Source organism: Pseudoalteromonas sp. 11L1, from assembly GCF_055397545.1.
Genome location: NZ_AP041141.1, coordinates 1372499 through 1396913, shown reverse-complemented (window position 1 = coordinate 1396913; position 24415 = coordinate 1372499). Strand labels below are relative to the sequence as shown.

The 24415-nt window shown below is 39.4% G+C and carries 22 protein-coding genes; 14 read left to right on the top strand and 8 right to left on the bottom strand.

Annotated elements, in window-relative coordinates; all coding sequences use genetic code 11:
* Positions 1–8 precede the first annotated feature (8 nt).
* Complete coding sequence (locus tag ACZ5WS_RS06445; protein WP_464711218.1) at positions 9–1289, top strand: mechanosensitive ion channel family protein; 1281 nt, start codon at positions 9–11, stop codon at positions 1287–1289.
* Positions 1290–1517: 228 nt separating this feature from the next.
* Here the strand turns inward: ACZ5WS_RS06445 and ACZ5WS_RS06440 are convergent, their stop codons facing one another.
* Positions 1518–2402: a LysR family transcriptional regulator gene (locus ACZ5WS_RS06440; protein ID WP_178956535.1), complete on the bottom strand. Its 885-nt coding sequence runs from the start codon at positions 2400–2402 to the stop codon at positions 1518–1520.
* A 110-nt stretch (positions 2403–2512) separates the two neighbouring features.
* Between ACZ5WS_RS06440 and ACZ5WS_RS06435 the strand changes: the two genes are divergently transcribed.
* Positions 2513–3655, top strand: coding sequence for an alkene reductase (locus ACZ5WS_RS06435; protein WP_464711216.1), 1143 nt, complete (start codon positions 2513–2515; stop codon positions 3653–3655).
* Between the two features lie 256 nt (positions 3656–3911).
* Positions 3912–5099, top strand: a complete 1188-nt coding sequence (locus ACZ5WS_RS06430) for a GGDEF domain-containing protein (protein ID WP_464711214.1) — start codon at positions 3912–3914, stop codon at positions 5097–5099.
* Positions 5100–5164: 65 nt separating this feature from the next.
* On the opposite strand, the gene ACZ5WS_RS06425 is transcribed toward ACZ5WS_RS06430, so the two are convergent.
* On the bottom strand, positions 5165–5692 hold the full coding sequence (locus ACZ5WS_RS06425; RefSeq protein ID WP_131691630.1) for a hypothetical protein: 528 nt from the start codon (positions 5690–5692) through the stop codon (positions 5165–5167).
* A gap of 283 nt (positions 5693–5975) precedes the next feature.
* Between ACZ5WS_RS06425 and ACZ5WS_RS06420 the strand changes: the two genes are divergently transcribed.
* Positions 5976–7316, top strand: coding sequence for an L-cystine transporter (locus tag ACZ5WS_RS06420; protein ID WP_464711212.1), 1341 nt, complete (start codon positions 5976–5978; stop codon positions 7314–7316).
* A gap of 308 nt (positions 7317–7624) precedes the next feature.
* The gene (gene katG / locus ACZ5WS_RS06415; protein ID WP_464711210.1) at positions 7625–9892 is read left to right on the top strand and encodes a catalase/peroxidase HPI; all 2268 of its coding nucleotides are present in this window, start codon (positions 7625–7627) and stop codon (positions 9890–9892) included.
* A 60-nt stretch (positions 9893–9952) separates the two neighbouring features.
* Here katG and ACZ5WS_RS06410 read toward each other — a convergent pair whose 3' ends face one another.
* The gene (locus tag ACZ5WS_RS06410) at positions 9953–11833 is read right to left on the bottom strand and encodes an MFS transporter (protein WP_464711208.1); all 1881 of its coding nucleotides are present in this window, start codon (positions 11831–11833) and stop codon (positions 9953–9955) included.
* Positions 11834–12065: 232 nt separating this feature from the next.
* On the opposite strand from ACZ5WS_RS06410, the gene ACZ5WS_RS06405 reads away from it, so the two are divergent.
* The 5 genes from ACZ5WS_RS06405 to ACZ5WS_RS06385 all read left to right on the top strand — a co-directional run bounded on the left by ACZ5WS_RS06405 (position 12066) and on the right by ACZ5WS_RS06385 (position 15495).
* Entirely contained in the window at positions 12066–12845 is a 780-nt protein-coding gene (locus ACZ5WS_RS06405; RefSeq protein ID WP_008111401.1) for a DUF2189 domain-containing protein, read from the top strand.
* Positions 12846–13018: 173 nt separating this feature from the next.
* Complete coding sequence (locus ACZ5WS_RS06400) at positions 13019–13438, top strand: CBS domain-containing protein (protein WP_138608710.1); 420 nt, start codon at positions 13019–13021, stop codon at positions 13436–13438.
* Between the two features lie 156 nt (positions 13439–13594).
* The gene (locus ACZ5WS_RS06395) at positions 13595–13951 is read left to right on the top strand and encodes a DUF2237 family protein (RefSeq protein WP_464711206.1); all 357 of its coding nucleotides are present in this window, start codon (positions 13595–13597) and stop codon (positions 13949–13951) included.
* 321 nt (positions 13952–14272) lie between these two features.
* Entirely contained in the window at positions 14273–14797 is a 525-nt protein-coding gene (gene dps, locus ACZ5WS_RS06390) for a DNA starvation/stationary phase protection protein Dps (RefSeq protein ID WP_138608714.1), read from the top strand.
* A gap of 266 nt (positions 14798–15063) precedes the next feature.
* Positions 15064–15495, top strand: coding sequence for a cytochrome C (locus ACZ5WS_RS06385; protein WP_464711204.1), 432 nt, complete (start codon positions 15064–15066; stop codon positions 15493–15495).
* 53 nt (positions 15496–15548) lie between these two features.
* On the opposite strand, the gene ACZ5WS_RS06380 is transcribed toward ACZ5WS_RS06385, so the two are convergent.
* Entirely contained in the window at positions 15549–16259 is a 711-nt protein-coding gene (locus ACZ5WS_RS06380; protein WP_178956543.1) for a VC0807 family protein, read from the bottom strand.
* A 565-nt stretch (positions 16260–16824) separates the two neighbouring features.
* Between ACZ5WS_RS06380 and ACZ5WS_RS06375 the strand changes: the two genes are divergently transcribed.
* Positions 16825–18150 carry an MFS transporter gene (locus ACZ5WS_RS06375; protein WP_075169800.1) on the top strand — a complete coding sequence of 442 codons (1326 nt, stop codon included), beginning with the start codon at positions 16825–16827 and terminating at the stop codon, positions 18148–18150.
* A gap of 80 nt (positions 18151–18230) precedes the next feature.
* Here the strand turns inward: ACZ5WS_RS06375 and ACZ5WS_RS06370 are convergent, their stop codons facing one another.
* Entirely contained in the window at positions 18231–18524 is a 294-nt protein-coding gene (locus ACZ5WS_RS06370) for a hypothetical protein (protein ID WP_464711202.1), read from the bottom strand.
* Between the two features lie 86 nt (positions 18525–18610).
* Here ACZ5WS_RS06370 and ACZ5WS_RS06365 point away from each other — a divergent pair, with 86 nt between their 5' ends.
* The 3 genes from ACZ5WS_RS06365 to ACZ5WS_RS06355 are packed head-to-tail and all read left to right on the top strand — an operon-like array spanning position 18611 to position 20458.
* On the top strand, positions 18611–19243 hold the full coding sequence (locus ACZ5WS_RS06365) for an energy transducer TonB (protein ID WP_464711200.1): 633 nt from the start codon (positions 18611–18613) through the stop codon (positions 19241–19243).
* 14 nt (positions 19244–19257) lie between these two features.
* Positions 19258–19842, top strand: a complete 585-nt coding sequence (locus ACZ5WS_RS06360) for a sigma-70 family RNA polymerase sigma factor (RefSeq protein ID WP_464711198.1) — start codon at positions 19258–19260, stop codon at positions 19840–19842.
* Positions 19835–20458, top strand: a complete 624-nt coding sequence (locus ACZ5WS_RS06355; RefSeq protein WP_464711196.1) for a hypothetical protein — start codon at positions 19835–19837, stop codon at positions 20456–20458. The genes ACZ5WS_RS06360 and ACZ5WS_RS06355 overlap by 8 nt, the downstream gene beginning before the upstream one ends.
* 93 nt (positions 20459–20551) lie before the next feature.
* On the opposite strand, the gene ACZ5WS_RS06350 is transcribed toward ACZ5WS_RS06355, so the two are convergent.
* From ACZ5WS_RS06350 to ACZ5WS_RS06340, 3 genes are all read right to left on the bottom strand, one after another.
* Entirely contained in the window at positions 20552–21871 is a 1320-nt protein-coding gene (locus ACZ5WS_RS06350; protein WP_464711194.1) for a reverse transcriptase domain-containing protein, read from the bottom strand.
* Positions 21868–22440: an SLATT domain-containing protein gene (locus tag ACZ5WS_RS06345; RefSeq protein WP_464711192.1), complete on the bottom strand. Its 573-nt coding sequence runs from the start codon at positions 22438–22440 to the stop codon at positions 21868–21870. The genes ACZ5WS_RS06350 and ACZ5WS_RS06345 overlap by 4 nt, the downstream gene beginning before the upstream one ends.
* Positions 22441–22964: 524 nt before the next feature.
* Positions 22965–24341 (bottom strand): Na+/H+ antiporter NhaC family protein, encoded by a 1377-nt coding sequence (locus tag ACZ5WS_RS06340; protein WP_464711190.1) that lies wholly within the window; start codon positions 24339–24341, stop codon positions 22965–22967.
* Between the last annotated feature and the right edge of the window lie 74 nt (positions 24342–24415).

The following is a 24415-nucleotide window of genomic DNA, read 5'->3' as shown; positions in this document are numbered from 1 at the left end:
GAGTATTAATGACAGGAACACGCGCACAGCTGCGAGATTTTTTACTACAGTGGTTTGGCGATTATTTTCCGGGAAATCCATTTTTATGGTACGACCTGATTGTATTGGCTTGGATTGCGCTATTTGCATTAATATTACACCTCATTTTAAGGCTGGTTTCTCAGCGTTTAGTTAAAAACCGCTTTAGCGAACAAGCTGCGCAACCCGATAGTAAAAGCCCTTTATATTCAGCAAAAAAGCTCGCTCGTAATATCTCATTTGTTTTACAAGGAGCGGTCGTTGTTATTCAGGCGCAACTATGGATACCCGAAGGCACCACGTTTTTGTATTTGATTAAAATGATCACCGATCAGTGGATCATTTTATTCGCCTTGCTTTCGCTGTTTTCGTTACTAGATATATTTCAAGCAATTTCCGATAAGCGCCCCTTAAGCGCTCACTTTCCGCTGCGCGGCTTTTTGCAAACAATTAAGCTTATTGCCAGTGTATTAACTGCCATTTTAGCCGTTTCATTGTTAATGAATAAATCACCGTTAATTTTACTAAGCGGCTTAGGCGCTCTGTCTGCGGTGTTATTACTGGTATTTAAAGACGCTATTTTAGGATTAGTAGCAGGTATTCAGCTCTCTGCCAATAATATGCTGGCGGTAGGTGACTGGTTAGAAATGCCTAAGTACGGTGCCGATGGTGATGTTATTGATATTGCGTTAACCACGGTTAAAGTAAGAAATTGGGATAAAACCATTACCACCATTCCTACTTATGCCTTGATCTCCGACTCATTTAAAAATTGGCGCGGTATGTCAGACTCTGGTGGACGCCGGATAAAACGCAGCATTCACCTTGAAATGAGTAGTGTGCACTTTTTAGACGAAGCCGCAGTTGTTGCCCTTAAAAAAGCCGATTTACTAAGTGAGTACCTTGAAAGTACGCTATTGGTTATTGAGGAGCAAAACATCACTAAAAAAGTAGATATGAGCTGCACTTTAAATGGCCGCAGGCTAACTAATGTGGGTACATTTCGTCACTATTTGGTCGCGCTATTAAAACAGCACCCACATATTCATCAAGGTATGACCTTAATGGTAAGGCAATTAGCGCCAACAACCCAAGGTTTACCTATTGAGATTTATGCATTCACTAATACCACTAATTGGGGTGAATATGAAAATATTCAGTCAGATATATTTGATCATATATTAGCGGTTTTACCCGCCTTTTCGTTACGTGCCCATGAAGCACCAACAGGAAGCGATATTCGCCAACTAATTAACCTGAACTCTGGTTAAGAGATTTACTAACATATTGAATCAAAATGATATTTATGTTTATTTTCTCTAGCCAGTGATTTTCAGTGAAAACAAGGCGAAATTACGCGTCAATAGCTAGTCTATTGCAAGTAAATTCAACGCAGTTAGCGCTCAAAATAGCTGCTTGAGATAGATTTATTATTCACAGTTCAGGTTAATTATATAACCTGAACTGTGAATAATAAATCTATCTCACGCAGAGTCAGTCTAAATACGCTTTAATTGTGCAATAAGCCACTGATGAATATCGCTGTTATTTGAGCGAGGATGCCATGCTGCAATCACCTTAAACGGCGGCGGTAATAATTCAATCTCCAATTGCTTTACCTTACTATTTGGCAATAACCTTGATGGGTAAAACGCAATTAAATCGGTGGTATTTAGTAAATCAGGCACTGATGAAAACCCAGGTACTGACATGACAATATTTCGTTTGTAGCCTTTATCTGCAAACCAGCGATCGTGCGAACCACGTAAGTTTGCTCTAGATGCCGACACCACCAACTGCGGCCGGCTCGCAACCTCAGATAAGCTCAAAGGCTTTGAAGGTGTGGGCGCATGTGCGCCTGCAATACAAATATGTTGTTCTTCAAATAGGGTATCGTAGACTAAATTATCAGGTATAAATTCAACAAAGCTAATCAGTAAATCAAGCTCCCCTGCGCTGATAAGCTGGTTAACGTTATCGGATGCGAAGTCTCGAACAATCAACTTTAAACCTGGCGCTTCACTGCGAGTAATTGCTAATAATTGAGGTAAAAGTGCAGCAATCGCATAGTCCGTAGCACTTATAGTAAAAACGCCTTGATAACTCTGCGGGGAAAACTGTGACGGCACTAATAATGCGTCTAGTTGACTCAGAATTTGATTAATTGATAGTTCAAGCGCCAGCGCTTTTGGCGTTGGCAGCATCGTATTGCCTTGACGAATAAACAGCCTATCATCAAATAAGTCGCGTAATTTTCGCAGCTGCTCACTAATGGCTTGCTGAGTTAGCCCCATTTTTTGCGCAACATGCGATACATTTTTTAATTTGAGCAAAGCGCTTAAAACTCGCAACTGCTTTATATCCAGCCGACCTATACCATTCATAATTGTATCTAAAACAAAAAAGTGTTGTTTCAAATTGTAGCTTTAAATCCCTATGCTCACTAGCATTGTTATAAGCGCTCAGCAGCATAGTTAATTTAAAAGGTATTAAAATGAGTCAACCGAGTAAAAATATCGACAGTTTATTTTCATCCATTAGTTTAGGGCCATATACCCTGAAAAATCGTATTGTTATGCCGCCACTTACCCGCTCACGCAGTACAGTACCTGGCAATATCCCCAACGAAGTAATGGCCACCTATTATGCGCAACGTGCAAGTGCTGGCTTTATGGTTACCGAGGGCACTCAAATTGAACCCAGAGGACAAGGATACGCTTGGACACCCGGTATTCACTCTGCAGAACAAATCGTTGGCTGGAAAAAAGTGACTAATGCCGTGCATGCAGAAGGGGGAGTTATTTTTGCCCAGCTTTGGCATGTAGGCCGTGTATCACATACTAGCCTACAACCAAATGAAGCCAAACCTATTGCTCCCTCAGCAATAGCAGCTGATAGTGTGAAAGTGTTTATAGAAACAGGGCCAGCTCAAGGCGCTTTAGCCGATCCAAGTGAACCGCAAGCTTTAACAACAAATGAAGTCAAAGAGCTTGTTGGCATGTATGCACAAGCTGCCCGTAATGCGCTAGAGGCTGGGTTTGATGGTGTGGAACTGCATTGTGCTAATGGCTACTTAGTAAACCAATTTATTTCTGAGCATAGTAACCAACGTGAAGATGAGTACGGTGGTTCACTGACTAATCGCTTACGCTTTTTAAAAGAGATTGTTGCTGCCGTTAGTGATGTAGTTGGCGCTGAGCGTTTAGGGGTTAGATTTGCGCCGCTATTTAGCAGTACTGATGAAACCCGTGTTTATTTAGGATTAGTAGAATCAGACCCTCAACATACTTATATAGAAGCCATTAAAGTACTTGAGCAAGCGGGTATTGCTTATCTTTCAATTGCTGAAGCCGATTGGGACAATGCCCCTGATTTGCCAGAGCAATTTTACCAAGCGGCACGCGCAGAATTTTCTGGACGTATTATTTACGCAGGTAAATACACAGTTGATAAATCTGTGGCAATGCTAGCTAAAGGTTATGGAGATTTATTTGCTTTTGGTCGCCCTTTTATTGCCAATCCTGATTTACCAGCGCGTATTAAACATAATTGGCCATTAAATGAAGCCGATGCTACTACTATGTATGGTGGCACTGAGCAAGGCTACAGTGATTATCCTCGCTACAAAAACGATTAGCAAAATGGCCATGGATGGCCTCTAAAATTGCTAAAAGCGCGATAATCCACTCTATCTAAATCTCCCAAATAAGTCTTATCACTGTTTTTACCTTATCGAAAATATCATACATTTGGTTAAAAAATGTCGATAAAAGTCATTTAAATTAGTTTTAAAGTATTGTTTTTAAATAATTAACAAGCATTAAAGTAGTAATATTTCTCAATATGAATACAATAAGCCTTTATTTTTTAGACATCGGTCTTTGGAGCATAGGTTGTTAAAATTAGCAGGAGTTAAATCAACTTCTTTGAGCCTTTTAGGTCTATGTGGCTTATTTTTATTATTAGTTCAGTTTCAAGCTCAATGGCAAAGTAAGCTCTCTCTTATTAATAACCTTGTTTATCCATTACTGATTATTACTGCTGTATTTGCTACTCAGTTTAATCGAAGTCGAGTTGCATTACTTTGCGCATTTTGGGTGCTTTACTTATCTTCATTAGACTACGCTTTACCTTGGTCTGACTGGCTTAAAGCGCAACCTGACTGGACCTTATTATGCGCTGCAAGTTTATTAATGCTATTGGCAATTATAAAAGATAGAGCGCTCTTATCAATACACACAGTAACTCGCAGTTTACTCGTTATTGTCTGTGGTGGTGCTGCATTTGCTTGGTTAGCACTGAGCCAACACTTGCAAGAACTAACAATACAATCTTCTTTTTATACTCAGCTGCTTCCTTATTTACCCATTGTTTTACCGCTTTCAATAATTGGCGGCTTGCTTATTTGGCAAAGCTTGAGAGCCCATAACCTGACTCAAACCGCCTTATTAATTACTTTTATTGTGTGGTGCCTTAATCAGCAATACATTATTGATTTTCCTTGGTCTGTAATAGCCGTGCTTATGGCTTCTTTGTATTTATTGGCAGTAAGTACAGACTCTTATTATTTAGCCTATAGAGACGATTTAACCAGCTTACCAACGCGACGAGCACTTAATCAGCTTGCTTTATCATTAGGTCGAAAATACACCGTTGCTATGCTCGACATTGACCACTTTAAAAAATTCAACGATACCTATGGCCACGATATTGGCGACCAAGTGTTAAAGCTAGTGGCGGCTAAAATGGCTGGCGTTAAAGGGGGTGGCAAGATTTACCGCTATGGCGGAGAAGAGTTTACGGTAGTGTTTCCACGCAAAACAGCTGAGCAATCAATCCCTGAGCTAGAAACACTGCGTGAAAATATTGCCACCTACGACATGGTGATCAGAAACCCAAAACGCACCGATAAAAAATCTCGCAAAGGTAAACAGCCAAGTGACCACAAAACGGTAAACGTGACGGTTTCTATTGGTGTAGCGCAAAGAGCGGTAAAACAAAGCTTTGACGAAGCATTAAAAAATGCCGATTTAGCCCTTTATAGAGCTAAAAAGAAAGGCAGAAATAACGTAAGCGAGTAATCCTTTTAACGTGGCACGCTAACTTAATAATGGCGTGCCCAAAAGCGGCTAATTTAACCTGTAGTTTATTGCTTTTCCAAAACCGCTTTTAAATTATTTAATGCTGATACAGAAAAACCACGGTCGTAAAAGTAAATAATTTTGCCACTCTCATCAAGCAGTATTACACGACTGTTATTAGGGTTTTCGTTGCCAGTAAATGCCTGAACTTTATCGCCATCTTTGTAAATTGTGATCACCCCACCCCACAACTCTTTTGGGATCCCCTTACGCATGCCGCTATCAATTAAGGTACTAAACATACGAGGAACCATGCCCTGAATGGTTGGTAACTCATAGGCCGTAACATCAACTGCAGTCATATCTAAACCAATAAGCCAACGATCAATATCAAACTGGCTATCTTGTTTATAACCAATTAATAGCAACGTATGTGGGTTGTTAAAGTCATCAGGAATAGTGAATGACTGTTGCTCTAAGCTTTCTCCTGTAACAGTGGGAAATTGCTTACCAAGCAGCGCTTGATTTGGATACTGGGTTGAACATCCGCTAACCACTAAAACCATCACCAGCGTCATTATTGCCTTTAACATACCTTTACTCCCTATTTTTAAATAAATCTAAAGTGAACACGTTGACCAATTAATTCGTATGAGACTTACGCTTTAAACAAGGCTTACGATCTATAGTAAATCCCATAAATTAAATAAAAATACAAGCATATGAATAGGCTTGTTCGATAAAATGTTTATTCGTTATACTTTAATATTATTACTATATTCATTTTAATTCTATCCCATAGCGAAAGCGTATTTTGTTAACACCTTACAAAGCGTTAAAGTGCCGCGCTAATTCACAGCTATAAAAGAGGGTACCATGTCGCTTGCTGTATTATTAATGTTGGCATTATTTGTCGGTTTGCTGTTTGCTATTTATCTTGTTTCGCAAAAAAGCAGCTCTTTATCTCGTACCGTTTTATTTGGTTTAGTGCTTGGTAGTGCCTTTGGTTTAGCCCTACAGTTATTATTTGCCAACTCACCAGAAACCATTAAAGAAATACTCAGCTGGGTCAGCATAGTAGGTAAAGGCTATGTCGGGTTACTAAAAATGATCATTATGCCATTGGTATTGGTCTTTATGATTGCCGCTGTGGTTAAGCTTGAGAACCAAGGCTCACTGGGGAAAATCTCCTTTATTAGTATTTCTGTTTTACTGTTTACTACTGCAATTGCAGCGTTAATTGGTATTGCGGTAACGTATGGATTTGACTTAAGCATTGAAGGACTTGTTTCGGGTACTCGTGAAGCCGCTAGAATGGACACCCTACAAAACAAAGCCGCGAATGTAGCCGACTTAAGTGTGCCGCAAATGCTACTGAGCTTTATTCCTGAAAACCCATTTGCGGATTTAAGTAATCAACGTTCAACCTCTATTATTGCCACGGTTATATTTGGTGTACTTGTTGGTATAGCTGCACGTAAAGTAATGCTTGAAAAAACCGAGCTTGCTAGCCCAATTCGTAACGGTGTAAACGCCCTACAAGCTACTGTAATGAGCTTAGTTCGCATGGTAATTGCATTAACGCCTTATGGTGTTGCGGGCCTAATGGCAAGCGTTGTGGCAAACTCAAGCAGTAGCGATATTTTAAATTTACTCGCCTTTATTGTGGCTTCTTACGTGGCTATTTTACTAATGTTTGTTGTGCATGGTTTATTGCTTAGCTTAGTCGGCGTTAATCCAAAAAATTACTTTGAAAAAATTTGGCCTGTGCTTACCTTTGCTTTTAGCTCACGTAGCTCAGCGGCATCGATTCCTATGAATGTTGACGTGCAAATTAACCAGTTAAAAGTACCCCCAGCAATTGCTAATTTATCGGCTTCTTTTGGTGCCACTATAGGTCAAAACGGTTGTGCTGGTATTTACCCTGCTATGCTTGCGATGATGGTTGCGCCAAGCGTGGGGATTGACCCACTTACATTTGAGTTTATTTTACCGCTAATTGGTATTGTGGTTATTAGTTCGTTTGGTATTGCAGGTGTTGGCGGTGGTGCTACCTTCGCAGCGTTGGTTGTATTACCAACCATGGGACTACCTATAGAGGTAGTGGCTTTACTTATTTCTATTGAACCATTAATAGACATGGCGCGCACTGCACTCAACGTGTCGGGCTCTATGACCTCAGGTGTGATCACCAGTAAATTAATGAAAACTCAATAGCACTCACTTTAATCTAATAGCCCAGCCTACGCTGGGCTTTTTTATGTCTGCCCCTCTTTCAAAGCTCTTTAGTGATTTGTTTATTTAATCATTTAACTTTAATGAATCATTTTTATAGATTGTATCAATCGCTTTATTTCACACACGGTTTTTAGCCTCCTTACTATACTATTCGCACTGCTTAGTGCATTCAGGTTCGTTTAAAAACAACTTGAATGAAGTTTTAGCCTACTGTTTTTAAATGAGTAGACCCTATTTTTAATACGCTTTGTATATAACGAAATTCGTTAACTTTAAGGAAGCTGACAATGAAAAACCGATCATTTACAAAAAAAGCGCTTGTTGGATTTATAAGTATGGCACTTATGTCTGGCTCTGCTTTTAGTCAAGAAAAGCCACAAATGTCTAAGCCAAAAGGTGCTGTAGGTATGGGTGAGGCAAAAATGGGTGCAACCAGAACCAACCAATTTTGGTGGCCAGATCAACTTAACCTATCTCCTCTTCGCGATCATGATCTACGTTCAAACCCTTACGGTAGTGACTTTAATTATGCAGAGGCATTTAACAGCCTAGATTTAGACACTGTAAAAAGTGATATCGACGCTCTGCTAACCCAATCTCAAGATTGGTGGCCGGCAGATTTTGGTAACTATGGTCCATTTTTTATTCGTATGACCTGGCACAGTGCAGGTACCTATCGTACGCTTGATGGCCGTGGTGGCGCTGGCGGTGGTCAACAACGTTTTGAACCGCTTAATAGCTGGCCAGATAACGTAAGCTTGGATAAAGCGCGCCGTTTACTTTGGCCAATTAAACAGAAATACGGTGAAGCCCTTTCATGGTCAGACTTAATCGTATTAGCCGGTAATGTTGCCTTAGAAAACATGGGGTTTGAAACCTATGGTTTTGCTGGTGGTCGTACTGACGATTGGGAACCAGACATGGTTTACTGGGGTCCTGAAGTAGAAATGCTTGCCAGCGACCGTGAAGATGCCAGCGGCAAACTAGAACGCCCGCTAGGTGCAACTCACATGGGTTTAATTTATGTAAACCCAGAAGGGCCTAAAGGGGTTCCTGATCCTATTGGTTCAGCTAAGAACATTCGCGTTGCGTTTTCTCGCATGGCGATGAACGATGAAGAAACCCTAGCACTTATCGCCGGTGGTCACACCTTTGGTAAAATGCATGGTGCGCACAAACCTAAAGACTGTGTGGGTGCAGAGCCTGCTGCAGCAGGTATTGAAGAGCAAGGTTTAGGCTGGAAAAATAAATGTGGTAAAGGTCACTCTGAAGATACCGTATCTAGTGGTTTAGAAGGCGCATGGACACAAGCACCTACTCGCTGGTCATCATTATACTTAAGCAACCTACTTAACTTTGAGTGGAAACAAACTCGCAGTCCTGCTGGCGCTATTCAGTGGATCCCAACAGATGAATCATTACATAAGTCAGTACCTGATGCGCACGTTAAGGGTAAATTTAACCCACCGGTAATGACCACTGCCGATTTAGCGTTAAAATTTGATCCTGAATATCGCAAAATTGCTGAACGCTTTTTAAATGACCCTAAAGAGTATCAACTAGCCTTTGCTAAAGCATGGTACAAATTAACTCATAGAGATATGGGACCACCACGTAACTTTTTAGGTAAAGAAGTACCAAAAGAAGACTTAATTTGGCAAGACCCTATTTCAGCAGAGACTAAATCAAACATTGATGCTGGTGCAGTAAAAGAGCTGAAAACTGCTATTTTAGACTCGAACCTAAGTGTACCTGAGTTAGTACGTGTGGCATGGGCATCGGCCGCTAGTTACCGTGATTCAGATATGCGCGGCGGAGCCAATGGCGCACGTATTGCGCTAGCACCACAAAAAGATTGGGCAGTAAATGATCCAGCAGAAACCGCAAAAGTACTTAAAGTATTAAAAGCGATTCAAGCTGACTTTAACGACAGCTTATTTAGTAAAAGCCAGGTATCGCTTGCTGATTTAATTGTGCTTGGTGGTAATGCAGCGATTGAAAAAGCAGCCAAAGATGCAGGCTACTCAGTAGACGTTCCGTTTAATGCTGGCCGTGGTGATGCTACACAAGCACAAACTGACGTTAATGCATTTAGCTTATTAGAGTTGCCTGCCGATGGTTTTAGAAACTATTTTGATGCAGAGAAAAGCTATAAATCACCAACTGAAATGCTGATTGATAAAGCGGATCAGCTTGACCTAACAGTTCCTGAAATGACTGTATTAGTCGGTGGCTTACGTTCACTTGATGCAAACTATAAAGGTACTGACTACGGCGTATTTACTGACAAGCCTGGCACTCTAAATAACGATTTCTTCGTTAACTTATTAGATATGTCGACGGTATGGAAAAAATCGTCAGATGCTGGCATTTATCAAGGCTTTGACCGTCAGTCGGGTGAGCAAAAGTACACCGCTACTTCGGTTGATCTGATTTTTGGTTCAAACTCAGAGCTACGTGCAGTTGCTGAGGTGTATGCTTTTGATACATCAAAACAAAAGTTTGTAGAAGACTTTGTTAAAGCATGGACTAAAGTAATGAATTTAGACCGTTAATAACCATTAAATAACACAACCACAGCGCTGCAATAATTGCAGCGCTTTTTTATTACTAAGCTACTTTAAAGCAAGTACTCGATCACGCAAGTCATCGGCACTCACATGTTCAGGCGCAACCGGCTCACCAATCGCTACGCTTACCAACGACCATTTGGGTCTAGGTAGTCGCCATTTAGTTTTTCGACTAAACATACTGCCCCATAATCCATCTAAATGAACTGGGATAACAGGCACAGGCGTGCGCTGAATTATTTTTTCAATTCCGCGGCGAAATACATCAACTTCGCCATCACCGCTGAGCTTGCCTTCAGGAAAAATACCCACCAGCTCACCACGTTCCAGTGCTTGCGCAATGTTATCAAAAGCTTTATTAAACGCCTTAGGATTTGATTTTTGACTATCAATTGGGATAGCTTTGGCCATTTTAAACAACCAATTAAGTGCCGGTGAATAGTAAATAGGTGCAAATACAACAAACCGAATTGGCCTAGGTGACGCCGCTAAAATAAACATCCAATCAACAAAGCTAACATGATTACTTACCACCACCGCAGCGCCTTCATCGAGAATATTGAGCTCGCCTTTAGTGCGCACGCGATACATGCAAATCGCTAAAATGTAGATAATAAAACGTAAGAAAAACTCCGGTACTTTGGTGTATATGTACAGCGATATTAGTAAATTAAGCCCTGCTAATAACAATAGTAATTGTGAAATATCCCAGTGTAATAGCGTTAAAGTAACAATACTTAAAACGGCGCTGCCAACCATAAACAATGCATTTAACACATTGTTAGCTGCAATTACTCGTGAACGGCTATCGGGGTGAGTACGCTGCTGAATGAGTGCATACAAAGGTACCGTATAAAACCCTGCGGCAATACCAATTCCTGCCATCCAAACAAAATGCCAGAGCATATCGCCGGTATTAATCACTTGTTCAAGAGTAAGCTGCAACTCACTCACTTGGTGATAAAATTCAATACCAGGCTCTTGGCTTAGTAAATATAAAAATAAGGTAATTAATAGTGCACCAAAAGGCACAATACCTAACTCAATACGTGAGCGCGATAGCTTTTCACACAATAAAGATCCTAATGCAATACTTAACGAAAACACCACTAAAGCAGCTGTCACCACCAACTCATCACCTCCCATTACATGTTTTACGTAATTAGGGAGCGCCGTTAGTATCACCGCACCAATAAGCCAAAACCAACTGATCCCTAATACTGACTTACCCACCGACTCGGTTTGTGCGTTAAGCGCATTAAAAACACTTTTGGTTGAAGTAATAGGGTTAATCGATACTTTTAAGTTAGCATTATTGGCTGCACTTTTAGGAATAAATCGACTGCTTAAAAAGCCAATAACTGCAAGGCTTACTATTGCGATACTGATATAAATAGGGCCCGCTGTTTGGGTTATATAATAGGTGCCAAATACGGTGCCCAATAAAATAGCGACAAAAGTGCCCGACTCCACCAGTCCATTCGCTTTAGTTAGCTCATTTGGGGCCACATGCTGCGGTAAAATAGAGTACTTAAGCGGCCCAAAAAAAGTGCTTTGTAAACCCATTAAAAATACAGTACCTAACATTAACCAAACCTGCTCGGTTAAAATCGATACTACACCCACCAGCATAATAGGAATTTCGCAAAACTTTACGATGCTGATCAGTTTTGATTTTTCCAACTTTTCTGCAATTTGCCCAGCCATGCCTGAAAATAGAAAAAACGGTAAAATAAATAATCCTGCCGCCAGATTAGAATAAAAGGCACCATCAGCTACCGTAGCAGCCTGAAAAATTAAAATAAGCAGGATTGATTGCTTATAAACATTGTCATTTAAAGCAGAGAAAAACTGCGTCACAAACAGAGGTAAAAACCGTTTACTACCCAGTAAAGCTCCTTGAAATTGTTGTTTATTTTCCTTCATTACGGTCTCTTAAAATTAGCTTCAGGGCTTAGATTACCACTGTGGAAAAGAAATACGAACCCACTTTTTAAGTACATGCTCAAACATATATTTAAATAAACCAAATAGCTAACCCAACAAAAATGACTAACAAATGAACAAAGCGACTAAATCTTGCGTATAAGCGTTTATGAGTTGTAAATAGAACATCTATGTTCTAAACCTAAAAGGTGACTAAAAAAGGAGCATCTTTATGCCAACTACAAACACAATAGATAAAGACACTAAATTCGCACGTTGTTTAGAGTGCAACAAAGTAAATACATTTGCCGCTTTTCACTGGCTTTCGTTAGCGTTTAAAGATATGGCGCGCGCGCCCATGTTAAGTTTAATTTACGGTTTAATCTTCACGCTTATTCCGGTAGCGATTGTTTACTCTGTTGTACTTACCGACAGCCACTTAGCTATTTTACCTGCAACCGTTGCTTTTGCTTTAATCGGTCCGGTATTCGCCGTTGGCCTATACGATGTAGCCTGGGAACTTGAAAAAGGCCACAAACCTACATTAAGCCATTCATTAAAATCAATGTTTCGTAACCCCGTAGGTGAATGGGGTTTTGCGGTATTACTCATGGTGATTATGATTATTTGGATGCGCCTAGCTGCAATTGTGCATGCATTATATCCAAACCATGTAAACCCCACCTTTGAAGAACTTTCTGCGTTTTTAACTATAGGCAGTATTATCGGCGGAATTTTGTTGGTCAGTGTGTTTTCAATCTCAGCATTTACCCCGCAAATTATGATGGAAAGACGTGTTGATATAATGACCGCAGTCGTTTCTTCAATCCACGCAGTCAAAGAAAACTTTGCAGCCATGGTTGTGTGGTCAATTTGTATATTCGTACTGGTAGCGCTGGGCTTTGCTGCAGGTGCCGCTGGATTCATTATTATTATGCCGCTACTTAGTTACGCTAGTTGGCATGGATACATCGCAGTTATCAAAACTAAAACACCACGTGGCTATGAATAACACTTACCAGTAGTTTTAAGCACTTAATTAAATGCTTTTTGGCATTTAATTAAGTGTTGCCTCTTCTCCCTCAGTTTATAAAATACGTAAAAACCTTGATCTGAATAAGGTGCAAAGCTTAAAAATAACGCTAATATATGCTGATACACTGCAGATAATATAAAGGAATAAACATGAGTCAAAACGTTACAGACTTAATGACAGCTAACCCATTTTCGGTAAACATAAAAAGCACTTTGCATGACGCACACAATTTAATGAAAGAAAAAAACGTTCGTCATATTCCTGTTATTGACGAAGACGGCGCATTTGTCGGTATGCTTACCCAAAAAATAATGGTCGCCAAAGTTATGGGGATCATGGCAACGTTTGGTGCTAATGCATTACAACGCAAAGAAAAACTCACAAAAGTAGAAGATATTATGGTGAGTGATTTTATCAGTGTAACGCCAGAGCAGCCGCTATCAGATGTCGTTAAATTTTTTGTAGATAATCGCCACGGTTGCATGCCCGTTGTGAGCGAGCAAGGTCAGCTAGTAGGTATTTTAACGTCTTCTGATTTTGTGCGTTTAGCTGCAGCACTGCTCTCGTAAATCCCTTATTTAATAAAAACTGCATTTGGCTTCACTAAGTGCAGTTTTTATTCGCTTAAAAGATATATAAAATTAACAGCATAGATAGCTAAGTCACTAACAGCCTGCTATGGTAAACCCCCTGCTTTTAATGGTTATTACAAGGTAAGTTTTCATATGGCTAATCAATTAAATGTACTAGGAACTCGCTTACAACTTTGCTGTGGCAACGGTGGCTATACCCGTGAGGGATTTTGCTATGTACCAGATTCAGACTTTGGCAATCATAGTGTATGCGCCATTATGACCGACGAATTTTTGCAGTTTTCCAAGGCGCAAGGCAACGATTTAATTAGCCCTAATCCTTTGTATGATTTTGCTGGTTTAAAAGCTGGCGATAAGTGGTGCTTATGTGCGATTCGTTGGTATCATGCCATTGCTGCGAACGTTGCTCCTCCTGTGGTACTTGAAGCGACAAACCAAAAAGCGCTCGACATTATTCCGCTTGAAGTATTAAAAGCACATCAATATTAAAAAACGCTATAGCGATTAAACCCTGAACTCTACTTTTCTCTTTGCCTAAATACCTTAGGCAAAAAGAGCCTTTAAAGTACTCCATTTTTAAATGTATTTTTTGCAGAATTTACAAAAAAAGTGCATGTTTTTCATACCCTTTAAGCTAAATACTCCTTGAAGCTTTATTAAACAAAAAATAAATCAATAAATTTCAGCAACTTATAATAAAAACTTTACCGGCATGCTCATTGCTTCTATTAGAACAGACGTGTTCGTTATCCGCAATTAAAACACTCACTTGAGTTAAGCGAACACTATTTTGAAATAGTAGGAGGCATAATGAGTAACAGTAATAATGCAAACAAAGTCGCTGAATTTACCGCTCCCGGTGTAGAAAATGAATCAGCAAGTAAAGCAATATCTGTTCTAGAAGATCGCATGGTAGCGCTAATTGATTTACAACTAACTTTAAAGCATATTCATTGGAATGTAGTAGGTCCAAACTTTATTGGCGTACATGAAATGCTAGACCCACAAGTTGAAACCGTGCGTGAAATGACAGACACCATAGCAGAACGTATTGCCACTTTAGGCGGCGTGCCTGTTGGTACACCAAAATCAATTGTCGACCGTCGTTCATGGGAAGATTACGCCATCGGCAAAGGTCTAGTAACCGAGCACTTGGCTGCATTAGATAAAGTATATAACGGCGTTAACGGTGATCACCGTAAAGCTATTGAGTCACTCGGTGAGCTTGATCCGGTATCTGAAGATATGATCATTGCGCAACTTGCAGAGCTTGAACAATACCAATGGTTCGTGCGTGCCCATATAGAGTCATCTACGGGTCAATTGAACAGTTAATATCAAGAAAAACGTTTAGTATACGAAGCCCAGCAAACTGCTGGGCTTTTTTATGTTTGCGATGTTTCATCTCATCATTAATTATCATTCAACTCTTTAGTTATTCTCCTTGAGCATATATGCACAACAATTAGGCTATTCGCCACTCTTTGACTACACTAAAATTAGGCTATTTCTTAAAAGAAGCATTTGTTGACGCAAATGAGTTTGCGTTAGTAATGCGTAAAATTAATTTGAGAATACAGGAGCTCTCATGAAATACACTCGTGTGTTTAATTGCACTCACAGGCTGTGATAAAGGAGTTGATTCTCCACGAGGTTTTAGCTTGCCAGAGGGGAATGCAGAACAAGGTAAAGCCGTGTTTTTAAAATATAAGTGCTTGGCATGTCACACCCTTGCAGGCGTTGAAGATAGCAGCGTAACAAAACATGACGATATTTCTATTAAGCTAGGAGGTAATAAAACCAAAATAATTTCTTATGCTGAGCTGGTCACGTCAGTGATCAACCCCTCACATCGGTTTTCTAGGCCTTATAGACCCGACGCCAGAAATGAAGATGGCAGCTCAAAAATGACGGTATTTAACGATACCATGACCGTATCTGAACTCACCGACTTAGTCACTTTTTTACAACCAAACTATAAACTTATTCCGTACCACAGAACTAATTACCAACTTTACTCTCACTACAAGTAAATATTGATAGCAAAAAAAACCGTTGCTAAACAACGGTTTTTTATGCGTTATATCTACTCGGCATTAACCATTTCTTCAAACTTCATACCGGTCAGCTTGGTCAGCACTTTAATCACATAAATAAAAATTCCAATCAGCATTATCATAGATGGAATCGCGATCACTGGATAACTCAATAGCGTCATTTCACCAAGTTGCTCGTTAAATTCCACGCTACCTGCTGGGCTAGTAACAATCCATTTAGCTAAGAGGTAATTCATCGTTGATGAAAACACAAAGGTCAGCGCTAATAAGTAATTAGCATTAGTAATCTTTTGTTTAAAGTTTTGCGTATTGCCGCGCTCATCAAGGGCATCGTAAATAGTGTCTAACTTAAATAAAAGTGAGTTTAATAAGAGCTTGGCTAGCAAGGGTTTACCAAAAAAGCCCGACATCAGCACGGTAAAACCAATGATTGCTGGTATAGCCGCTTCTTTAATTGCTAACCACTCAACATTAAGCTCAAACAGCGCAATACCACCGGTAAGCAAAGTACTTAAAAAGCCCAAAAGTGAAATAAAATTTAATGAGCCCGCTTTTATAAAATCATAAATACCGTAACTAATAGGGAATATAAGCGCCACAATTAAGCCAATCACGCTGCCTAAATATTCAGGCCCTGAAAATTTCATTAAAATGACTGAAGGTATGATGATATTAAATACGATTTCGATAAGCGGATTATTCTTTTTACGCTTATTTATAGCTTGATTATCACTGGTCATTTTTAATTCCAAAAAAATATTACTGCTGCCATTAGGGTCTGTTGACCTTTGCGGATTAAAATTTGTTCAAACTAGGGGCTGTTTAATCGCGGCGCGAGGTTTGTAACCTAGTGGGCTAAGTAAAAACCGAGCAACAAAGAGTAAATCGCCCCTAGGCAGAACCCTTCGGGCAGCGCCTGTTTGGCATTGATGCTGCGTTATCGCCTATTTATGGGGAATAACCACACCACATATGCGCTGCCTTGCCTAAATACCAAACAGACTGCTGCAAATTTAACCTTAAAAGGTCAACAGACCCTAACTTCCTCTCTAAAGAGTAAGTAATGCTTAAAATTATCTTTAAGCATAATACCTGCAATACACTCGCTATTCTAGCATTGCACTCACCCGCCCGATTTTTAGGTCGCTATTTTATCCAAAGCTATTTTTATTAATAAATAATTTATCGGACACTCTATATTCTTACGTTACGTGATCATTATTACAGAACACATTTTTTACAGCTTGGAAAACCTTCATGCTTGCTCTAGTATCTAGTTGTCTTAGCTCAATAATTTGCATTTAAATGAAATCATTTCCATCACTATATTTTGCCAATTTATTTTTAATTATTGGTACCGGCTTACTTACAACCTATTTAGCCCTGTATTTAGGTAAACAAGGCACGTCTACGTTTTGGATAGGCCTAATGACCTCGTGTTATTACCTTGGCTTATTACTGGGTTCAAAACTTGGCTATCATTTAATTAAATCGGTGGGTCACATCAGAACATTTGCCGCTAGTACCGCTGCAGTGACAGCCTGTGTGGCCGCACACGGAGTAAGCGACAATCTATATATTTGGTTAGGCCTTAGGCTTTTTGTTGGCTTAGGGATGATGTGTAATTACATGGTGCTAGAAAGCTGGCTAAACGAACAATCAGCGCCTGAGTCTCGCGGGCGAGTCTTCTCTTTTTATATGATCACCTCTTACTTAGGGATGATTTTAGGCCAACTAGCGCTCGCACAATTTCCTGAGCTAGGGTATGCACCGCTATTTTTAGTATGCATGGCGTTGGCTATCGGTATTATTCCAATTTCTATCACTCGTAGAATTCACCCAAAACCGTTAAAGCCGATAAAAATGAGCCTGTTTGATTACGCTAAAAAAGTGCCACAGTCGCTTACTGCGGTGCACTTTGCAGGCATTATCAATGGTAGTTTTTATGGCCTAGCGCCTATATTTGCTAAGCTATCTGGCTTTGGTGCCGCAGAAATTGCTATTTTTATGTCAGTGACTATTTTTGCTGGTTTGCTAGCCCAGTGGCCAATGGGGATGCTCTCTGATCGCGTTCGTCGTAGCGTATTAATTCGAACTAATGCAGCAGCTATCGGTGTTGTAAGTTTGGCATTGTTTTTATTGCCTACTTCACAACTAACAGCTTACATACTCACTTTTATCTTTGGTTTATTTGCGTTTACTTTATATCCGCTTTGTTCGGCGCTAGCTAATTCGCGTGTTGAGGACGAAGAGCGCGTAGGCGTATCATCTGCATTATTAGTCGCTTTTGGCGCCGGTGCAGCAATAGGCTCAACAGTTAACGCACAGCTGATGACTTACTTTGGTCACCAAGCATTGTATGCATCAATTTCGCTATTAACCGTGGCTATGTACTTATTACTCACGTTTATTAATTCTAAACAAAAAGTAGAGCAGCCTGAACCCAGTGATTATGTGGTCGGTACGTCCGATGTTACAAACTCGCCACTCGCAGCTACGATGGATCCGCGTATTGAAGAAACTACCGCGCAAGATCAAATGTTGGTAGTAGATGAAGATGATGATGAATTTTTTGAGCATCCCCAAGGGGAGCTGTTTAAAGATCTTCACGAAGATGACGTGAAAAATTAAGTTTCCATTCAAAGCATTAATAATGCATAACAAAAAAGGGGAGCCTCCCCTCTTTTTTGTTATTTTTACTACTTAATACATTACTGGCTTATCTGTGGCTTAATATCGCTTAAATCTAAATGGATAGTCATTTCAAAATTATCAGGCTGTACAGCAATATCACTCAAACCGGTTCTCGCAAAATAATCTTCAAAGTCTTGCTTATATTTAGCCGAAAACTGCGTATACGCGGTAATAAACAAACTCAACTTTTTAGCTATTATTGGATAGGTAGCGGCAAGTTCCCGCAATTTTTCAGGTTCAGCAAAGACAAATTCAGCATAAATATTAAAGTCGTTCTCAATATTAGTTTTACTATATTTAGATAAAAACAATTAAATTTTAAAACTATTTAACCCCTTTTCTATTTTTCAGCCGTTATAGCTCTGAAACAACATAATAAGTTAATTTGGAGCGGCTTATGCACACACTTGAATTTCCTAAAAATCCCATGTTCAAAACATCAACAGCTGTTATTGGCGGTGCTGTGATGACCTTTATTGCATTTGCCTTTATGCAATACTTAATTAGTGGCGAACAAAGAGCACCTATAAAATTGGGTGATGATATTACTGTTGAGATTTTTCAAGCACCAGAAGATAAACAAACCACGCATATTAAAAGAATACCGCCACCACCCACACCTAAAGTGCCGCCTAAAGCACCACCACGTGTAACACCTAGTAATGAGCCAATAACAGCAATAAGCACAACACCACCCATAGTAATTGACGGATTTGGTAACGATATGAAGCAAACACTGACCCGCCCTACGGGAGATGCTTCACCCATTGTGCGCATAAATCCAAAGTACCCAACTAGCGCAGCTCGTGATGGTATAGAAGGCTGGGTGCAACTTAGCTTTAATATTTCACCCACTGGTGAAGTGATTGATGCCACGGTAGTAAATTCCGAGCCAAAACGCATATTTGATCGCGAAGCGCTTCGCGCAATTAAACGCTGGAAATATCGCCCAAAAGTAATTGAAGGTGTGGCACAATTACAAACAGGTCAAACCGTACAGCTTGATTTTAAATTAGACAGTTCGCAGTAAAGGAATAAGCGCCTATGCTATTGAGTATTAAGTCATGGTTATTTGAAGCGCCAAGCAAAGACTGCATGGCGCGGTATGCAAAAAGTGGCGACAACCGCCACTTAGAGCAGCTTATTGCCTTATACAGTAACGATTTATATCACTACCTAGTTACCCAGTCTAATACACATTTAGCATACGACGTAAGCCAACAAACATGGCTAAAGGTTATTGAAAAGCGCCACCTTTACCAAGCACAAACCACGCCCAAAGCCTGGTTATTTCGACTCGCACGCAACACCCTAATAGACGAATACCGCAAACAGCAACACTTTGTAGAGCTTGACGAAAACAGCCAACTACCTGCGCAAAATAACAATCAAAGTGAATTAACAAATAGTGATTCGCATATAGGTGACACACACATAAGTTATGAAGCGTTTAATGCTGCGCTCAAGCAACTTAGCTTTGTGCAGCGCGAAGCCATCACATTACAACAAGAAGGCTTTAGCCTTGCCGACATAGAGCTTATAACGCAAAGCAACGCCCAAACCATAAAAACAAGGCTACGCTACGCCAAACAAAACCTAAAACAATTATTAGGAGAACGTAATGAATAAGCCTGATGAGCAGTTTGATGAAAAGCTCACACAACATTATAACGAGCGTAAAGCACGCACCAGACTTTCGCATGCTCAGCAACAGGCGTTAAAACATAGCGTAATCCAAAAACAACCTAAAAATCTTGGCTTTGCCCTGCAACTCACAAGCCTTACCTGCGCACTGGGCTTACTGGCTTTTATAGTTCTCGACAGTAACAACGTGATAAATACTGCCCCTAAAACCGTATTAAACACCATAGACATACACGACTACTCGTTTATAACAACGCATGAAATAGATCAAACAGGTAACTACGCAAGCACTATAACGCAACAAAAACGCGCGCTCGACACCCAACTAGCAAACGACTTACGCCGCCATCAACAACACCATATAGAATACGGCACGCTCGTAAAGGTCGACAACGACTGGTACATAGCCAGCTGCAATGACGAAGTACTGGTACAAATTAAGCAGTCACTGCTCAGTGATTTAAAAGGAAAACATGCAGTTGAAAGTAATATAAATACGGGTGACATACTCGCTATGGCACATAACGGCAAAGGGCAGATTATTGCGCTGAAGCATGCTGGAGCTGGAGCTGGAGCTGGAGCTAAGCAGTGTGGGACTTAAGTAATTTTATAGTTGGAAATCTATATAGAGGTTGACACTTAGTACGAATATATCCTATGGATTGCATTTAATAATGTGAGTATTTCTACAATATTAGCTATTGTCTCTAATATCCTCTTCTAAATCCCTGATAAGATGTCGTACTCTTTTAGTAAATAAAGAATTCACAGTATCGGGGGTTAACGCTTCGATTATCGCAACATCCATGTAGCTTGATAATAAACTTCTTTTCTCTGCTAATGTATATCCATCAAAGTTAATAATATACTTGTGATTTTCAATAACATCTCTTGCACACTCCTTATAAGCTTTGGAGAACTTTTTTTGGTTAATAATAGTATTCAACTTCGACTGTTTGAGCAGTTTTTTTACAGTAGCATCAAGTCTATATAAAACTGTTTCATCTTCCATTTGAGAGTAATAAAAAAGCCACCCTCTTCGCTTACCTTCATATATACAACCAGTAATCCTTAAATTTAATTTATTTTCCGTTATATATTTTTTAGCTTGAGGTATATGTTTATGGGCATTTAAAATTTTAGCTATAGAGTTCTCCACCCTCCAAATAGACTCCTTTTTAACCGTAAGCCTACGCTTATTAATCCAATACCCTAAAAAGTCAAAACTTTCGTTTAAAGACCCAATTTTGGTTTTACTGCCCAAATTATCATAATGGTGACACTCCAATTTTAATGATTCAAAGTCATTTATAATTTTATCCAAAAGTATCTTTGGCTTGCTCTCTTCAGAAAATATCAATATATCATCGACATATCGATTATAAGAAATTAGTGCAGAACTTTTGTATGTATTATCAACATCATTAACATACATTTCTGCTAGGATATTAGAAATTGATAGTCCTTGGGGAACACCCTGAGTGTTAGCCTTCATACCAGTGGGGTTCGTAAGAGCTTTATTAATTAAATCCCTAGCTTCATTACTTTTAATTTTTTTAAATGCTTTATTTAGCAATAAATCATGTTCAATACTTGGGTAAAAATTTTTTATATCAATTTTGATAAAAGATTTAAAGCACGTTTTTTTGACGTCTTGCTTAATCTTATCCAGCATTATTTGAGGAATAAGTGTTTTTGAACTTTCAGGAAAAATTCCTTGAAGAAATAAATGAAGCGCTTTTAAAACAAGTCGATCTCTAACGGTAGGTATCGATATCACTCTTGGATATTTCTCGGCTCCTTTTGAAATCAACTTTTCCTTATATTTACTAAATTTATATGTTCTGGTGTGGACTTTCCTAATTATCAGATCTATTTCTGATTCATAGTTATATTTTTCATTAGCACTAATTCCATCAACACCAGTAGAAGGAGTAAAATGGATATATTTTAGATAAACATTTGTAAGATTTTCTTTCTCAAATATAGTGTTAAAAAATTTACTTTCATTCATAAAAAAACCACGCTAAAGATGGGAAAAGTATAGGCTAAAGTTATGAATGAAGTACGAATAAAAACATAAACATAAAGCCTTAATACCTCAGAAAAGGATAGTTCCCTACTACAGTTTTTATCCGCTTCAAAATGAACAAAATAAAGCATGTCAAAGGATCTGTGGTTCTCTACGGAGTCAAGGAGCTCCTGATAGTCTCCTTGAATCTCGAAAAAGGTATTTTTCGACTCACATAAAGAAAGCTCAGACACTAGCCCTTGCATTGCAATATAATTCTTTTTCAACTTTTCGTATCTAGTTTTTAAATTCAATTGAGGAATGAATAATGAAAGAGTAAAGACGGCCCCAGTAGTAAGAACCATTATTATATCTGTATGCTGATTAAAAAAGTCTGGGTCTTTAATTAAATATACAGAAAAAGAAAAGGTTAGGAAGGAGTACCACACTAGTATTAAATTTGAATGGAAATAATTAGACAGAAGCCTTTCCGAAGCTCTAATCCTGCATTTTCTCGTAAACCAGATTTGATCACTTAAACTACTTATATTTTTACTTAATTTACTATCCATGTAATGAAACTCCCTTAAAAAGCTCAAGATGGGTGTAGATACTATTAGATAACATGTCGTTGAAATTGACATTTTGGTTAAACCAAACACCTAAGTGTAGAGATTAGATTTGCCCACCTATATAAATAAGTGAACCTTGCCTTATAAGACATAAGACAAACTGAAGCTACAACAACTTAACTTCAATCCCATCAAGAGCATCTTTATACTAATTTAAAAAGTTTTTTTCATCAATGATTTAGAACAAAGTTTCATAATTAACTCGAAACACTAGCGTTTAGCTTCTAACTCTTTTACAACAAAATAATGAGTTTTTTATAAGGCTAGAATGTTAAACACCTTTATTTATCTTTATATCCATTATTAGTTATGGACTAACGTCCGACACGCTAACTGCTAAGTGCCTACAAAAATAATAAATATAGATGGGAGTCTAGTTGGGTTTCGTGTCACTCAACCCAACCTACGTGTAAACAAAAAAGCCTGCAATTAAGCAAGCTTTTGAGTATTTAAATAATCAAATTTCATAACACAATTAAGCTCGTTACTAAGTACGCCATAAACGTTAGGCCGCCGCCCACTAACGCATAAGGTAATTGGGTTTTAACGTGGGTGAGTAAATCACAACCCGAGGCGATGGCTGATACTGCGCTGGTGTCGGATATAGGGGAACAATGATCGCCAAATATCCCGCCACCTAAAATAGCGCCTACAACCAGCGATGGCGGTAAACCAAGCGCTTGAATAAGCGGTACGCCAATGGGGATAAGTATGGCAAATGTGCCCCAAGATGTACCTGTAGTAAACGACATAACCGCACCGGTTAAAAACAGCACTGGCACTATTAAATATATCGGTAAGTAATCGCCAACCAAAGATGCGACAAACACGCCTGTACCTAGCTCTTTTAAGCTTGCGCCCAAGGTGAGTGAGAGCAATACAATACTTACCAGTGGGAGTAATTCGCCCATGCCTTTAAAGCCGGTATCGACTAATTGGTGGTGGGTAAACTGGCGCGAACCAATCATTAAACAATAGGCCACAACAATAGCCAGTACCGTGGCGTACAATACCGATTTTGAACCACTACCCTCGGCAAGTACCCCGTTACCGGTGTAAAACATAAAACCGACCATGCTAACAATCAGCGTAAGCAATGGTACTAGCATAAAGCGTGCTTTAGAGCCTGTTACTTCTTCTTTTAGTTCAGTCTTTTGTAGCTCTAACTTTTGCTCGGCTACTTTCATTGGCCCGTGTACTTTATCGAACGCAATGGTATAAAAAACAATAACCAAGGTAATTATGGCGTAAAAGTTATAGCCTACGCTGCCCCACAATACCGATACTGCCGACTCGCCTAATTCGTAATTACCTAACAAGCCCAGTACAAATGCACCCCAGCCATTTAATAAAATTAAAATACACACAGGGGCGCTGGTGCTATCGATTATATAAGCTAAACGCGCGCGGCTCATTTTAAATTTGTCGAACAGGCCGCGAGATAAAATACCCGAGGTAAGCACACTTAAGTTTGACTCTATAAATACCGCAACGCCGGTAAACATAGTTAAAAAGCCCACTTGGCGCTTACTTTTAGCAACGCCTTTGTTCATCAGTAAATTAACAGTAGCAGCAACACCGCCCGATTCGCGAATATAGGCAAGTAAGGCGCCTATTAAAATACTAAAGATGAGTATACGGGTATTACCGGGAGAACTGGCCACAGCAACTATGCGCTCAATGCTATTTAAAAACGTAGTAAATACGCTATTTCCTTCACCTTGTAATGCGAGTAAAAATTCCGATGAAATTACCGCAACAAGCAGCGCCATAATGACTTCTTTGCGCCAAAACACAATAATAATGGCTATCAGTGGTGGCAAAATAGAATACCAATGCATAAACAAACCTTTTTAATTTTTATAATAAACGCGGCTTTAACAGCCTTGGTTAGTTAATAGTAAGCAGTTAACTT